At 42.8% G+C, this 15173-nt stretch carries 12 protein-coding genes; all 12 read left to right on the top strand.

Annotated elements, in window-relative coordinates:
- The first annotated feature begins 10 nt into the window (after positions 1-10).
- Positions 11-1231, top strand: a complete 1221-nt coding sequence (locus tag LPAF129_RS03295; RefSeq protein ID WP_244054733.1) for an ABC transporter permease — start codon at positions 11-13, stop codon at positions 1229-1231.
- Between the two features lie 93 nt (positions 1232-1324).
- The gene (locus LPAF129_RS03290; RefSeq protein ID WP_244054732.1) at positions 1325-2125 is read left to right on the top strand and encodes a phosphotransferase family protein; all 801 of its coding nucleotides are present in this window, start codon (positions 1325-1327) and stop codon (positions 2123-2125) included.
- A gap of 198 nt (positions 2126-2323) precedes the next feature.
- Positions 2324-2968, top strand: coding sequence for a tRNA (guanosine(46)-N7)-methyltransferase TrmB (gene trmB / locus LPAF129_RS03285; protein WP_244054731.1), 645 nt, complete (start codon positions 2324-2326; stop codon positions 2966-2968).
- A 166-nt stretch (positions 2969-3134) separates the two neighbouring features.
- Positions 3135-3455: a thioredoxin family protein gene (locus LPAF129_RS03280; protein WP_244054730.1), complete on the top strand. Its 321-nt coding sequence runs from the start codon at positions 3135-3137 to the stop codon at positions 3453-3455.
- Between the two features lie 32 nt (positions 3456-3487).
- Positions 3488-4132, top strand: a complete 645-nt coding sequence (gene ytpR / locus LPAF129_RS03275) for a YtpR family tRNA-binding protein (RefSeq protein WP_244054729.1) — start codon at positions 3488-3490, stop codon at positions 4130-4132.
- Between the two features lie 78 nt (positions 4133-4210).
- On the top strand, positions 4211-6883 hold the full coding sequence (locus LPAF129_RS03270) for a DNA translocase FtsK (protein WP_244054728.1): 2673 nt from the start codon (positions 4211-4213) through the stop codon (positions 6881-6883).
- Between the two features lie 84 nt (positions 6884-6967).
- The gene (murC, locus tag LPAF129_RS03265; protein ID WP_244054727.1) at positions 6968-8299 is read left to right on the top strand and encodes a UDP-N-acetylmuramate--L-alanine ligase; all 1332 of its coding nucleotides are present in this window, start codon (positions 6968-6970) and stop codon (positions 8297-8299) included.
- Positions 8300-8557: 258 nt separating this feature from the next.
- Positions 8558-9262, top strand: coding sequence for a Bax inhibitor-1/YccA family protein (locus LPAF129_RS03260; protein WP_244054726.1), 705 nt, complete (start codon positions 8558-8560; stop codon positions 9260-9262).
- Positions 9263-9422: 160 nt separating this feature from the next.
- Positions 9423-12089, top strand: coding sequence for a DNA polymerase I (gene polA / locus LPAF129_RS03255; protein ID WP_244054725.1), 2667 nt, complete (start codon positions 9423-9425; stop codon positions 12087-12089).
- A gap of 107 nt (positions 12090-12196) precedes the next feature.
- On the top strand, positions 12197-13033 hold the full coding sequence (gene mutM, locus LPAF129_RS03250) for a DNA-formamidopyrimidine glycosylase (protein ID WP_244054724.1): 837 nt from the start codon (positions 12197-12199) through the stop codon (positions 13031-13033).
- Positions 13034-13212: 179 nt separating this feature from the next.
- Complete coding sequence (gene nrdR, locus LPAF129_RS03245) at positions 13213-13713, top strand: transcriptional regulator NrdR (RefSeq protein WP_244054723.1); 501 nt, start codon at positions 13213-13215, stop codon at positions 13711-13713.
- Between the two features lie 19 nt (positions 13714-13732).
- Positions 13733-15151, top strand: coding sequence for a DnaD domain protein (locus tag LPAF129_RS03240; protein WP_244054722.1), 1419 nt, complete (start codon positions 13733-13735; stop codon positions 15149-15151).
- Positions 15152-15173 lie beyond the last annotated feature (22 nt).

The following is a 15173-nucleotide window of genomic DNA, read 5'->3' as shown; positions in this document are numbered from 1 at the left end:
GGCGGTAATTATGGATGAGATTTGGAAAAATAGAAGAGCAACTTATCAAAAGATGCTGCTAAAGTACTTGCGGTATGTTTTTAATGATCATTTTGTAATTGCCTTACTGTTTTTGTTTGGAGCATTCGGGCTAACCTATTCTAATTTTTTGAAATCTTTACAAGGTGATCAAAATTTGTGGTGGGCTAAACCAACAGCATTGCTAATTTTGTTGCTGAGTTTACACTTGAACCATTTGGCAACTTTGCTCAAAGAACCGGACCGGGTCTTCTTATTACCGCAAGAAGCGGCGATGCCGGCCTATATTAAAAAGTCTTTAACTCACAGTCAAACGGTGATGTTTATCGTTCAAGCGGTGATTTACCTGTTGCTGACACCATTTTTATTGTTCGCGGCGAAGTTAAGCGTAGTCAACGTTGGCTGCTTGTTAGTTGTCCAATTGTTGTTAGTCTTGGTCCTTAGCAATCACCAGGCGGTGAGCTTATTTGTTCCAGCATACCGTCAAGCTGGCTACCGCGGCTTGGTAGTCTGGCTGATGCCGGCTGTGATACTGGCGCTGGGAGTTTATTTGCCCGCTTATTTGGCAGTGATCCTGGCAGTGGCGGCTGTGATTTGGCAAAATCAGCATGACAAAGTTTCGATGAAGGGCCGCTTGTTTGACTGGCGTTTTGCCTTAGACCATGAACAAAGCAGAACCACACGGCTGTTTCGGTTCTTTAATTTGTTTACCGATGTCAAGTCAGTCACACCTAAGCCTAAACGTCGGCGCTATTTGGACCGCTTTTTGCCAAAAGCTTCCCAAAAACCAGCCGGTATTTTTACCTACATGTACTGGCGGGCTTTTATTCGCAGCGGACAGTATAGCAGCTTGTACTTGAGACTTACCGCTTTAGGGATGCTAATACTGTTTTTTATTCCTAATTTCTGGTTAGCGCTGATCATTGCAGCACTCTTTTTGTACATGTTAGGCTTTCAATTATTGCCGCTGTTTGTGGTGTATGATGAAGTGGTATTTATGCACACTTATCCGATCGACAGTCAAAAAAAGTTTTTAGCATTTGCTAAAGTCTTGTTTTCTCTGCTTTTGTTAAGCGCACTGTTGTTCGTCATTCCCCTGGCAATTCAGCTCCATGACCCGCTGAAAGTCATGGCAGCAGGGGCTTTGTTGCTGCTTGAAAGTGGATTTCTTGCAAGAATATACAGTAAAGGCCGACTCAAGAAAATCTCTTGACAGCATCGAAGTGAGTTTGTAGACTTGATGTAGTAATTAATTCTGTGAGTTACAGAATTGATAATCTCGAACTGAAAAAGGAGCGTTGCCAAGATGGATCTCGACTTGGAGAATGGCTGGCAAGTGCTCCCAATCGGCAGCGAGACTGGGACAGCATATATAGGGATCAAGCAAAAAGAGAAAGTCTTTTTGAAACGGAACCCTTCACCATTTATTGCGGCACTTTCACTAGAAGAGATCACTCCGAAGCTAATTTGGTCCAAACGGATGCATACTGGCGATACATTGACTGCACAGCAGTGGATGAATGGGCGTTGCTTAGAACGCAGCGAGATGAGTTCTGAGCTCGTTTTAGATTTGTTACGACGGGTGCACAGCTCTGATCTTCTGAAAAAGATGCTGGCAAAAGTGGGCGGACTACATTATCAACCAGAAGATTTTTTGACCCTTTATTATCGTGGTATTTCCACCGAACTAATGTCGCACCCGCTGTTAGCACGGTGTGCGAAGTTTTTGGAAAGCCACTTACCGACGTATGCGGTGAAGGACTATGAAGTGTCACATGGTGATTTGAACCGGCAGAACTTTTTGTTGTCGGATTCGGGCCAACTTTATTTGGTTGACTGGGAATCAGTGATGTTTGCTGACCCAGCTAAGGATCTTAGTATGTTAATGTGCCGCTATGTCCCACGCGCAGATTGGAAGCAATGGCTAGAAAGCTATTTTGGAAAACAATTACCAGAGGCAATGGAGTTTCGTATTCAATGGTATGCATTGATGAATCTCCTTTTGGACGTCAAGTATAACTATCAGCGTGGTCGTTTCCATGAAATGAACCAAGACATAATTAAAATACAACAGACATTCGAATTTTTTGAAAAACTTTATTTTTAGATTTTGGCATTTTATCAAGATTGTGCGGGTACAATTTAAAAAATGTGCTCGTTAAGCAATGTTTTCGCGTTAAAATCCCTTAGGGCCATACCCCGAGGGATTTTTTTGCGGTATAATGAGACAGATAAATTAGGTCTGGCAAAATCTAGACCCATTCCCAGTTGTGAGTCGCAGCTGGAGGAGCATTTGGAGGAAAAAATGAGATTAAAAAACAAACCATGGGCATTACCGCTCATTGAAGCAAATCCACAGTACGTGGTGACAGAACCCCAACAATATCGTGGTAAGTGGCAAGAACGTTTTAGCCAGGACCAACCATTACTGATTGAGATCGGGATGGGGAAGGGCCGCTTTATTACGGAAATGGCGCGTCGTGACCCAGAACATAATTATATCGGGATCGAAGTGCAGTCGACAGCGACTGGGATCGCGCTGAAAAAACAATTAGAAGCTCAATTACCCAATTTGCAGCTGGTATGCGGCGATGGCGGCGATTTGACCGAAATGTTTGCGCCCGGCGAAGTTGCTGGGATCTTCTTAAACTTTTCAGATCCATGGCCGAAAAAGCGCCATGCTAAACGCCGTTTGACTTACAAGACATTTTTAAAACAGTATCAAACAGTGATTGCTGAAACTGGTCACTTAGAATTTAAGACTGATAACCGCGGTTTATTTGAGTACTCATTGGCTTCAATGAATAACTACGGGATGGTCTTTGACCAGGTTTGGCTGGACCTGCACGACTCAGAAGAAGCTGTTGACAACGTTATGACTGAGTACGAAGAAAAGTTTAGTAAAAAGGGCCAACCAATTTATAAAGTGACAGCGCATTTTGCTAAGTAAAAAACGATTTGTGGTCAGAAACATTAGAATATGCAAGAGACCAGAAATATACTATAATTAAATTATTACGCAAATTTAGCAGAAAACCTGCTAAGATATCAGGTCGTGAAACGAGAATGAACAACCAAAATTCGTTAGAAAACGACCGAATGAGGAGGACTTTACCATGGAAATGTTACCTAAAATGAATTTAGCAGAACTTGAAGAAAAATTAGCACAGGGCGATTATGTTTTATTCTTTACCGCTGACTGGTGCCCAGATTGCCGTTTTATTAAACCTGCAATGCCAGAAATCGAAGCCAACTTTGCTGACTTGACCTTTATTCAAGTTGATCGTGACGAAAATATTGACCTGTGCCAGGAAATGATGGTCATGGGGATCCCAAGTTTTATTGTTTATCGTGGTGGTAAAGAAGTCAGCCGCTTTGTTAACAAAGACCGGAAAACTCAAAAAGAAGTTGAAGATTTCTTAACTGCTGCTAAATAATTTCAAGAAGTAAGGGAGATAAAAGTTCAATTATGTTGATCGCAAACTATAATTTTGCACAAGCAGGCGATGTTTTGTTGGTGACTTTACGACAAGATAGCGCTAGTGAATTACACGAAAAGAAAAATGATATCGTACGGATCTATGACGAAAAGTCAGGGGAAACTATCGGGTATAACTTCTTTAAAGCTGCCAGTTATTTGGGTGAATTACAACCGGCTGGTAAAATTGATTTAACCGCAGCTCAGGTTGAAGTGCTCAATGAACAATTAAGTGCTGCTGGTTTTCCAGCTGAACTAGTTGTCGATGACCAGCCATACTTTGTTGTCGGTCATGTGGCAGAAATCAGTGAACATCCAGATTCTGACCATTTGCACGTGCTCAAAGTGGAAGTTGATAAGGGCGAAGAACTAAAAATCGTTTGTGGTGCACCCAATATTGCGGCCGACCAAACCGTCGTGATTGCTAAAGTTGGTGCCATGATGCCAAGCGGTGCAATTATTTGGCCTGGCAAATTGCGCGGACAAGAAAGCTTTGGGATGGTCTGCTCAGCACGTGAGTTGGCCTTGCCAAATGCACCACAAAAGCGGGGCATCCTTGAATTGCCAGCTGCTGATTATCAAACGGGAGAACCATTTGATTTTCAGAAAGCTGCAACAATGTTTGCTGCAGAATAGTAATTAAATAGCCGGGTGGTAAACGATGATCGTCATTGTCAAACTGCCCGATTTTTTCATTGATTGGATGATAGTCTTATGAAACATTATGATGGGCCGGCTTTTTACCGTTTACATCCGGTACCAAAGCCTAAACGACCCGTACAGAAAAAAGTAAATAAAATCAAGCAGACTAGTGTTCATCATGCCGCTCAGCCCCGTCAAAGGGTTACTAGTAGTTCTGCAGCACCATTAATTGGCGGGGCGGGGACTTCGCGTCCGTTTCATCCGTCACATATTCCGCCGTCAATTTGGAATTTGACCCAGTCGCAGCCGGACACGGCGACGACTTTGTCATATGAACGGTTGTATCAAGAGTTGCACAAGAAGTCTTCAACTGACTTTTTGGTTAGTTGGGACCAGCCAGAAGAAGACTATGAAGAATTTGATTTGACACTTCCAGTGGCAAATGAGCCTTTGGATGAAGCAGTTGATGAGCAGCCTATTTTGGCAACGTCTGTTGAACCAGAAACAGTAGTTAGTGAGCCGGAAACAAGTGGTGCAGTAACCACTGAAACTGACACAACTGTGACAGGACCTATTGAGGAAGCTCCAGCTGAACCTGAGCCTGACCTGGAGCAGCCAGTCGTGGACTTGCCAACGGAAATCTTCTTGCCGCCAGTTGCGAGTGACGACCAACAAGAAACTGCTCAGGGTGCAGCGTCTGTCGCTGAAGTTCAACTGACAGAAACACCTAACCAGGCGATAGATGCAACAGCAACGGTACAGTTGACTAGTGACGCGCCGGCAGACCTGACACCAACTGACATGACTCAAGCAGCACCTAGTGCGGTAAAAGCACCTGCTGAGGCAGCTCAGAGTGAGCAAGCTTCAGCTGACGAGCCAACTACTGACAGCCAAATGCTGTTTACACCGGTAGATTCAGTTACGACTGATGTTGCAGAGCAGGGAACAGAACAGTCTGCTTCTGCTGCTAAGGAAACCAGCGCGGTTGAATCCAGCACTGAGTTAGCTCACCGCCAGTCGACTGATTTGACGGAACAAGAAGGGCCGCGTCAGCTGATGGATGTGACTGAGACTGATCATCAGGTTCAGCCAGCGCCAATGCTAGCAGACGAGCCTGTTGCCGAAACTGAAATTGAATCTGACGCTGAGGATAAACAACCAGTTATCACGGCCGACCAAGGTGTAACGCCGCGGCCAAAACAGAAAGAACGGGCTTTAAACCGTTCTTTGACAGATATTTTAGACTTTGAACAGAATTCGCAACGTGACTTAGCTTTGTTTAAGGAACAAAAAGATACTAGTCAGCCAAACTCAGTTGATGAGGAAGCTAATTATCAGTTCCCTGATTTGTCCTTACTGCCTGAACCAGTTATTGTGGATGATCCGCAGATGGATGAATGGGTCTTACAGGAAGCTGATGTCTTAAATGAGACCTTACAGGCTTTCCACGTTGATGGAACAGTTAAGGATTGGACCATTGGACCAACTGTCACTCAGTTTGAAATTACGCTGGGACGTGGGGTCAAGGTTAACAAGGTCACTAATTTGACCGATGACTTGAAGCTGGCCTTAGCTGCCAAGGATATTCGAATTGAAGCTCCAATTCCGGGTAAGAGCAGTATTGGGATCGAAATTCCGAACCAAAAGTCGCGTCCAGTCATGTTACGCGAAGTCTTGCAGTCGCAAAGCTTCCAGACGGCGCGTTCACCGCTGACAGTTGCTTTAGGGGTCGATCTATTTGGTAAACCACAAGTCACTAATTTAAAGAAGATGCCGCATGGCTTGATTGCCGGGGCAACTGGCTCTGGGAAGTCAGTCTTTATCAACAGTTTGCTGGTCTCCTTGTTGTACAAGGCTAAGCCATCAGAAGTTAAACTGCTATTGATCGATCCCAAGGCCGTTGAAATGGCACCTTACCAAAAGATCCCGCACCTATTGGCACCAGTGATCTCTGATCCGAAGTCAGCCGCTGAAGCGTTGAAGTGGGTCGTCAAGGAAATGGATGAGCGGTATGAACGTTTGGCCGCGAGTGGGGCCCGAAATATTGACAGCTTTAATGAAAAAGTGGCCGCTTCAGGCGAGTATGGCTTGAAGATGCCATATATTGTAATCGTGATCGATGAATTAGCCGACCTGATGATGGTCGCTGCTTCAGAGGTCCAAGATTATATTGCCCGGATCACCGCTAAAGCACGGGCTGCTGGGATCCATTTGTTAATTGCGACCCAGCGTCCAAGTGTTGACGTTGTAACAGGGACGATCAAAAATAATATTCCGACTCGAGTGGCCTTTATGGTTGCCAGTCAAGTTGACTCACGCACCATTTTGGATTCTGCTGGAGCCGAACGCCTGCTAGGGAAGGGCGATATGTTATACCTGGGAAATGGTGCTAGTCAGACTATTCGTTTGCAAGGGACCTTTATCGATGAAGAAGTTGATCGTATCACTGATTTTGTCAGGACCCAGGGTAAACCACATTTTGCCTTTGACCCGGACGGTTTGAAAAAAGAAGCTTTACAATCAGAAAATGAAGATGAACTAATGCCTGAGGTACTGGATTATATCGTGGATGAGCAGGCCGTTTCGACTTCGAAATTGCAACGCGTCTTTTCCGTCGGTTATAATCGGGCCGCAAGCATTATTGATGATTTGGAAAATAAACGCTATATTTCTGGCGCTAAAGGCTCAAAACCACGGGATGTTTTCTTAACTCCTGAAGGTTTGGCCAAATTGCGGGGAAATTAAGCTGCTTAGCACAGAAATTCCGGCTACCGTGCTGTAGATATGGTAGACTAATGTGAGTGGAAAATAGAAAAGAGGATGTTTGTAATGAATCTGGATACTACCTATTTTTTCGTGGGTATTAAAGGAACTGGAATGAGTGCTTTAGCCTTGATCTTACATGATAAGGGCTGCCAAGTACTTGGTTCAGATATTGAAAAATACACGTTTACCCAACGAGGACTTGAAAACGAAGGCATCAAGATCTTGCCTTTTGCTAGTGAAAATATTAAAGCTGGTATGACGATCGTCGCCGGTAACGCATTTGATGACGATCAAGTTGAAATTGCTCAAGCCAAAAAAATGGGCTTAACAGTTTTGACATACCCTGAAGTAGTTGAAATGCTTGTGACTGAAACGACGGGGATCGCTGTGGCAGGTGCGCATGGTAAAACTTCAACCACCGGCTTATTGTCACATGTTTTGAGCAGTGTTGCACCAACAAGTTACCTAATTGGTGACGGTACGGGTAAAGGCACACCGAATGCGCGCTTCTTTGTTTTTGAAGCAGATGAATACCGCAGACATTTCGTGGCTTATCACCCAGATTATACGATCATGACCAATATTGATTTTGATCATCCTGATTACTTTACTGGCTTGGATGATGTTTGTGCTGCTTTCCAAACTTTAGCTGACCAAACTAACAAGGCAATCTTTGCTTGGGGTGGGGACGCTAACTTACGTAAGATAAAATCTGATTTACCAGTTTATTACTACGGGACTGAAGATGGCAATGATTTTCAGGCTAAAAATATTAAACGTTCAACGAGCGGTTCAACTTTTGAAGTCTTTTTCCGTGAAAAGTCACTGGGAACTTACGAGATCCACCTCTTTGGCGAACATAATATTTTAAATAGTTTAGCAGTCATTGCCGTGGCCTACATTGAAAAGATGGACCAAGTAGAAGTTCAAAAACACCTGTTAACTTTTGCTGGGGTCAAGCGTCGTTTTACTGAGAAAAAAGTAGAAGATATGATCATTATTGACGATTACGCTCATCATCCTCATGAAATTAAGGCAACGATCGATGCTGCGCGGCAACAATATCCTGACAAGAAGATTATTGCGGTTTTCCAACCACATACCTTTAGTCGGACGATCGCGTTGATGGATGAATTTGCTGAAAGCTTAAACTTAGCTGATCAAGTCTATTTGACGGAGATCTTTAGTTCGATCCGTGAAACTAACGGGAGTGTTTCCGCTGCTGACTTAGGTGAAAAAATTACTAAGGGCGGCGAAATTTTGAGTGTCGATAATATGTCACCACTCTTAGATTTCCATGATGATGTGGTAGTCTTTATGGGTGCCGGAGACATTCAAAAATACGAAATTGCTTATGAACGACTATTAAGCGAAGTTAAATTACGTAAAAATTAAAATTTAGAACAAAGCAAAAGCAATTAAAGCAAGCCTGATCGAAGCCTGTTATTTGCGAAGTTCAACTAAAGCGAGGAACAAACATCGATTTTGCTGGCAGGCAAGGCGGTTTTTGTTGCTCGTTTTTTAGCAAAAGACGAACAATTTAACTCTATGGGGCATCAAAATTGCTTACGACTTATTCCTATGTTATGATAGCATCATTAAGGACAATTAAGCGATTTCTTAATGTCTAACTAAATATGAAAGGACGATCTGATGAATAATTCTAATCAATCTTATGCAGCTGGACAGGGCGGAGTCAATGGTTTCTTCGCTAAAATGTATGGATATATGGCGGGGGCAGTTGCCTTTTCCGCACTGATTGCTTATCTATGTGCGACAGTTTTTCAAGCGCAAGTCATTAACTTTTTGGTGATGCACAAATATGCTTTCTTTATGTTATTTGCTGTTCAACTGTTAATGGTTTTTGGAGCTTCTTTTAAGCCAGGCCGTTCGGCAACCTTTAGTACAGTCATGCTGTTTTCATTTGCGGGAATTGAAGGACTATTTTTAAGCACGATCTTAATGGTTTATGATATTTCGCACGTTACGATGGCGTTTGTGGCTGCCTCTGCTGACTTTATTGTCTTAGCGATTTTTGGTGCTACTACTAAAAAGGACCTCTCAAAAATTGGGAACCAAGCAATGGCAGCTTTGATTGCCTTGGTGGTTGTCTCAGTGATCAACATCTTTTTACAAAGTCCGATGATCTCCTACGTGTTCTCCTTTGTTGGAGTTGTGATCTTCACAATTTTGACTGCCTGGGACTCACAGAAATTTAAAATGATGTATCTACAGTTTGGTGACCAGATGAACACGACTGGTTTAGCAGTTGCAGGTGCCTTACAGTTGTACCTCGACTTCATTAACTTGTTCTTACAATTATTGACAATTTTCTCAGGTGGAAATAGCCGAGATTAATGACTAAGCTTTACTACAAGAGTTCGGGTTAAACCGAGCTCTTTTTTTGAGCGGTTTGACCAAGTAATTTGAATTTAAAAACGTTGTTATATCAATGATAATGTACAATGCTAGGTAAGTCTGATAAAATAGATTGAATACTAATTTTAAGGAGAAAATGATGACTAAACAAGAAAAAACACTTTTATTAGTTGATGGGAACAGTGTGGCCTTCCGGGCATTTTTTGCGTTACAAAACGTCAGCAGTTTTACTAATCATGCTGGTTTGCATACCAATGCAGTTTATGTTTTCAAAAAGATCCTGGATAACATTCTGAAAAAATATTCTCCTGCCAATGTTTTAGTAGCATTTGATGCTGGTAAAACTACTTTCAGAACTAAAAAATTTACTGATTATAAGGGCGGGCGTTCGAAGACTCCTGGCGAATTAAGCGAACAGTTTCCATACATCAAACAACTCTTAGTTGCGTATGGCATTCAAAATTATGAACTAACAGACTATGAAGCAGATGACATTATTGGGACTTTATCTCGGCAAGGCGAAAAAGCCGGCTACCAAGTGGTGGTCGTGACCGGTGACCGGGATTTAACGCAGTTAGCGACTGAACAGACGACTGTGGCGATCACTCAAAAAGGCTTTAGCGAGATCGAAGAATATACTCCAGCCCATGTCCAAGAAAAATATGGTTTGGTTCCCAAGCAAATTATTGATATGAAGGGGCTAGCTGGGGATAACTCTGATAACTATCCTGGTGTCACCAAAGTGGGTGAAAAGACGGCCATTAAGTTATTAAAGCAGTATGATAGTGTTGAAGGCGTGTACGAACACATCGACGAAATGAAAAAGTCTAAGATGAAAGAGCATTTGATTGAAGACCGAGAAACGGCATTTTTGTGTAAAGATTTAGCGACAATTAAGACCGATGCACCGTTGACAATTGGCCTAGACGATACCAAACGCCAAGAGGCTGACACTGAAAAACTGCGGACTTTTTATGAAGAATTAGATTTAAATTCTTTCTTGCAGGAATTGACTGGTGAAGATCCTACTGCACAACAGGATTTCACCGCTCTCGACGTAACTGCCTTGACTAGTGAAAACTTAGCTGACGTTCCTGTTCCTGCCAATCAAACGGTGACTTTTTATTTAGAAATGGACGGTAAAAATTACCACAAAGCACCTTTTGTTGGATTTGTCTTTGAAATTAACGGCGAGTATTTTGCCAGTCGAGACGTGGAATTATTACAGTCTAAGCCATTAGTTGAGTTCTTGACTCAGCCAGAGATCAAGGTTGATGTTTTTGACAGTAAGCGAACGATTGCTGGCTTAAATCGGCTGGGGATCACATTGACAGGCATTGACTTTGATTTATTACTAGTATCATATTTATTGAATAATACTGAAAATAGTGATGATTTGGGCGAATTGGCTGTTGTTCACGGCTACCGCCAAGTTAAAAGTGATGAACAGTTTTATGGTAAAGGTGCTAAAAGAGCGATCCCAACTGACGATGACCAACTTTTTGCACATTTGACCCATAAAGTTGCGGCCATCGCTGCTTTAAAAACGGAACTGTTTCAGGAATTAGCTGACAACGAACAAGAAGACCTGTACTGGAAGATGGAATTACCATTGGCCCAGGTCTTAGCTAAAATGGAAATTGCTGGGATCACCGTTGATACTGACCGTTTGGAACAAATGAAAAGTGAATTTAAAGAACGCTTAGCGCAAATTGAACAGGAGATCTTTAACGAAGCTGGCGAAGAATTTAACATTAATTCACCCAAACAATTAGGCCACATTCTGTTTGAAAAATTAGAATTGCCGGTCATTAAAAAGACTAAGACGGGGTATTCAACGGCTGTGAGTGTCTTAGAAAAGCTGCGCGGCATGTCACCAATTATCGACAATATTTTGGCTTACCGTCAACTCGCGAAGTTGCAGTCGACCTATATTGAAGGCCTACTGAAAGTGGTCTTTGATACAGATCAAAAAGTGCATACTCGTTATACCCAGACCCTAACAGCGACTGGTCGCTTGTCTTCGGTGGATCCTAACCTGCAAAATATTCCGGTCCGTTTAGAAGAAGGACGTAAAATCCGCCAAGCCTTTGTGCCGAGTCATCCAGGCTGGCAAATCTTTTCTGCGGATTATTCGCAGATCGAATTGCGAGTCTTAGCCCATATTTCTGGTGACGAACACATGCAAGCTGCCTTTCGAGAGGACCGCGACATTCATGCTAATACCGCCATGCAGATCTTTGGCTTAGACAGTGAAGACGAAGTGACACCGAATATTAGACGGCAAGCTAAGGCTGTTAACTTTGGGATCGTCTATGGCATTAGTGATTATGGGCTGTCACAAAATATTGGGATCACTCGTAAACAAGCTAAACAGTTTATCGAGACCTATTTTGAAAAATTCCCTGGTGTTAAAAAATATATGGATGAGATTGTCCAACATGCACGGGAACAAGGCTTTGTTGAAACGATTTTCCACCGGCGCCGTTATTTGCCAGATATTAACCATAAGAACTTTAATTTACGGTCCTTTGCTGAACGAACAGCCATGAATAGTCCAATTCAAGGCAGTGCCGCCGACATTATTAAAGTGGCGATGATCAACATGGATCGTCAATTAACTGAAAAGCAGATGCAAAGTCGGATGCTGTTACAAGTCCATGATGAACTGATCTTTGAAGTTCCCAATGAAGAAATGGCTGATTTCCAAAAATTAGTCAACCAAGTCATGGATTCAGCGGTAGAGTTAGCAGTACCGTTAAAAGTGGAATGCGCCCATGGTAAAACATGGTTTAACGCTAAATAAGTTAGAAATTAATTTGTAGTAACTTGAACCGTAAAAGCAAGATAGTTACCTTGCTTTTACGGCTTTTAAATCACAAAAGATGAAGTTAAAGTAAGTGGGGGAAAAAGATGCCAGAATTACCAGAAGTTGAAACAGTTCGGCGCGGTTTAAGCGCACTGATCATTGATAAAAAAATTACGGGGGTTCAGTTGATCTATCCGAAAATTATTCAGGGTGATCCAACAGAATTTCAAACGGCGATGACCGGCCGCCGCTTTTTAAAAATCGACCGGCGCGGCAAATACTTGTTATTCCGTTTATCTGAGGGGTTAACCATGGTGTCTCATTTGCGGATGGAAGGCAAGTATTCAGTTAAAAGTCAGACCGAAGACTTAGATAAGCACACGCACGTGGTTTTTGACCTAGACGATGGTCGGCAGTTACGTTACAACGATGTTCGTAAATTTGGCCGGATGCAATTGGTAAAGACAGGGACAGAAGATCAACTGCCTTCTTTGAAGAAACTGGGACCAGAACCAACTCCTGAAACTTTTGACGCCAAAGAATTTTATCAAACTTTGCAGCAAAAGAAAAAGGTGATCAAGACTGCATTACTAGACCAGACGATCGTAGCTGGTTTAGGAAATATTTATGTCGATGAGACCTTGTGGATGACTAAGATCCACCCAGAAACTAAGTGTAACCAGATCACGATGGAACAGGCTCAAGAACTCCATGATAATATCATCAAGGAATTAAACCGGGCCATTGAAGCCCACGGAACAACGGTCTTTACCTTCGCAGCAGTGAATGATGCCATTGGTTCGTTCCAAAATGAATTACAAGTCTATGGGCACAAAGGTGAACCTTGCAGCAGGTGCCAAACGCCAATTGAAAAAATTGTCGTCGGTCAGCGGGGGACACATTTTTGTCCAAACTGTCAAAAACCAGTGACTGCAGAATAAGCTTGAGAGACCGTTTATCAAATTGAGCTGTTAGTAGCATGGTGCAAATGGTGGTAAGCCTAGGCTGGCGTTACGGAAAAGTTTTTTTGCGCTAGTATTTATGGTAAAATCATTGTGAATGATGGACTAAAAAAACGTAATTAAAATTTTGGAATTTAATTGTAATTGAGGTGGAATTTATGATGTGTCCACAGTGTCATCATAACAGTTCGCGTGTTGTTGACAGTCGGCCAGCCGACAACGGTCACGCTATTCGACGGCGCCGAGAATGTGAAAATTGCGGCTACCGGTTTACGACCTTTGAACGGGTTGAAGCCACGCCGCTGTTAGTGATCAAAAAGAATGGAACTAGAGAAGAGTTTGACCGCGAGAAGATCTTGCGCGGCATCATGCGTTCAGCCGAAAAACGACCGGTCGGCATGGATAAGATCACGAGCATTGTTGATAATATCGAAAGTAAGGTGCGCGCTTTAGGCGGGACCGAAGTCTCCACACAGTTGATCGGTAAATATGTGATGGATGAATTAGTTAACGTGGATGATGTGGCATATATTCGTTTTGCCAGTGTCTACCGGGAGTTTAAGGATATGGGTTCATTTGTCAATGAATTAAACGAACTAATGGGTCGCAGTAAAGACGAAGAAGACTCCGGGTCACAAACAACTAAGACTAAAAAATAAGTAAGCGAGAGGGGAAAAGATGACAACTGATAATTTAAGAAACATTTCCCCGAAGGATGGTTTTGTAGTAGTTCAAGCCGCAGCTTTGAGTGGTGAACAAATTTCTGGCTTAGTAGACCTATACCTACCGATCATGGGCGCAAAAGCCTATGGTTTGTATATGTTGCTGAGTCGGTATGGTAAGCCGCGCCCAAATTTGGTCAAACGTTCGATGAATAAAGAACTTTTATCGGGGTTATCGCTTGGGATGCGTGATTTGATAGAGTCCCGGGAAAAGCTAGAGGCTTTAGGACTATTACGGACCTTTGAAAAAACGGATCGCCTGGGTAATTTGGCAATTTATGCGCTGCAAAGTCCCTTGGTCGGCGATGCTTTTTTTAACGATGACCTGTTAAGTACGATTTTGTTGGAAACGATCGGACAGGGAGCCTACCGGAAGGTTCAGGAAAAATACTGTCCGCCACAGTTTGAGTTGGACCCAAAATTAGAAGTTACCAAGACTTTCTTGGAAGTTTTTCAGGTTCAACAGGGCACGTTATTACAGCATGCGTCTACTAAGAAACAGACTAGTCCAACCAAAGAGCCAGAGCAGTTAATCAAACAAAACGAGACTGACCTTGACCTCAAATTTTTCCGGCAATTATTACAAAAATCCTTTGTGCCAGAAGACGAGGCTTTCAAGAATCTTGATGCAATCAATACGATCCATTTGTTATATGGGTTGGATGAGTTACAACTGGTGCACTTGTTAGAAGAAGCCATTGATATCAATACCAACCATTTAAACGCAAAATACTTTAAAAAGTTGGCACATGAGTCGTTTGACTACTTAAATCAGCAGCAAAAACCGCAAACGCAGTCACAACCAGCCTCGGCTAAACCAGACCAGCAGCCAGCTAATTCAGCGCCTGGTGGGGGTTCGGGACAAGACGAGGCCTTGCTTGCGGCTTGTCGAGCCATGTTGCCGTTAGAATTTTTGCAGGAAATTAAGGAGCAAAATAACTCCTACATGACCAACGCTGAGCGGTATATGGTGATGAATTTGGTGTCGAAACAAGTTTTGCCGAATGAAGTGATCAACGTTTTAATTCATTTCTATCTTGGTGACCGCGGTTATGCAACGATGAAGCAAGAGTATTTTGAAGATACAGCGGCTAGATGGGCTAAAGATGGTGTCAAAACCGCAGAAGAAGCGATGGCTGAAGCGCGGCAGTCGGTGCAAAATGGCAAAGCCAAGCGAGAAAATCAAGCGAAAAAAACCAACTACCGGCGTCAACGTCCAGTGGTTCAAAAAGAGCAGTTGCCGGACTGGGCACAAAAAGATTATCAACAGCCGGTCGCAACCAAAGAAGAATTGGATAAAAAAGCTGCTTTACAGGCGGAAATCAAGCGTCGTTTGGCGGAAATTAAAAGTGATGATCACAAGAATTCAAAATAAAGTGACTAGTTTAACAGCACTA

Source organism: Ligilactobacillus pabuli (assembly GCF_022836475.1).
In the GTDB taxonomy this organism is placed as follows: Bacteria; Bacillota; Bacilli; order Lactobacillales; family Lactobacillaceae; genus Ligilactobacillus; species Ligilactobacillus pabuli.
The sequence above is the reverse complement of the archived record's forward strand: the minus strand, read 5'-3'. Positions and strand labels throughout refer to the sequence as shown.

Excerpts from the sequence above, each read along its gene's own strand:
- nrdR (WP_244054723.1), top strand. The coding sequence starts at position 13,213 with ATGATGTGTCCACAGTGTCATCATAACAGTTCGCGTGTTGTTGACAGT.
- LPAF129_RS03280 (WP_244054730.1), top strand. The coding sequence starts at position 3,135 with ATGGAAATGTTACCTAAAATGAATTTAGCAGAACTTGAAGAAAAATTA.
- LPAF129_RS03290 (WP_244054732.1), top strand. The coding sequence starts at position 1,325 with ATGGATCTCGACTTGGAGAATGGCTGGCAAGTGCTCCCAATCGGCAGC.
- ytpR (WP_244054729.1), top strand. The coding sequence starts at position 3,488 with ATGTTGATCGCAAACTATAATTTTGCACAAGCAGGCGATGTTTTGTTG.
- LPAF129_RS03260 (WP_244054726.1), top strand. The coding sequence starts at position 8,558 with ATGAATAATTCTAATCAATCTTATGCAGCTGGACAGGGCGGAGTCAAT.
- trmB (WP_244054731.1), top strand. The coding sequence starts at position 2,324 with ATGAGATTAAAAAACAAACCATGGGCATTACCGCTCATTGAAGCAAAT.
- LPAF129_RS03240 (WP_244054722.1), top strand. The coding sequence starts at position 13,733 with ATGACAACTGATAATTTAAGAAACATTTCCCCGAAGGATGGTTTTGTA.
- mutM (WP_244054724.1), top strand. The coding sequence starts at position 12,197 with ATGCCAGAATTACCAGAAGTTGAAACAGTTCGGCGCGGTTTAAGCGCA.
- polA (WP_244054725.1), top strand. The coding sequence starts at position 9,423 with ATGACTAAACAAGAAAAAACACTTTTATTAGTTGATGGGAACAGTGTG.
- LPAF129_RS03270 (WP_244054728.1), top strand. The coding sequence starts at position 4,211 with ATGAAACATTATGATGGGCCGGCTTTTTACCGTTTACATCCGGTACCA.
- murC (WP_244054727.1), top strand. The coding sequence starts at position 6,968 with ATGAATCTGGATACTACCTATTTTTTCGTGGGTATTAAAGGAACTGGA.
- LPAF129_RS03295 (WP_244054733.1), top strand. The coding sequence starts at position 11 with ATGGATGAGATTTGGAAAAATAGAAGAGCAACTTATCAAAAGATGCTG.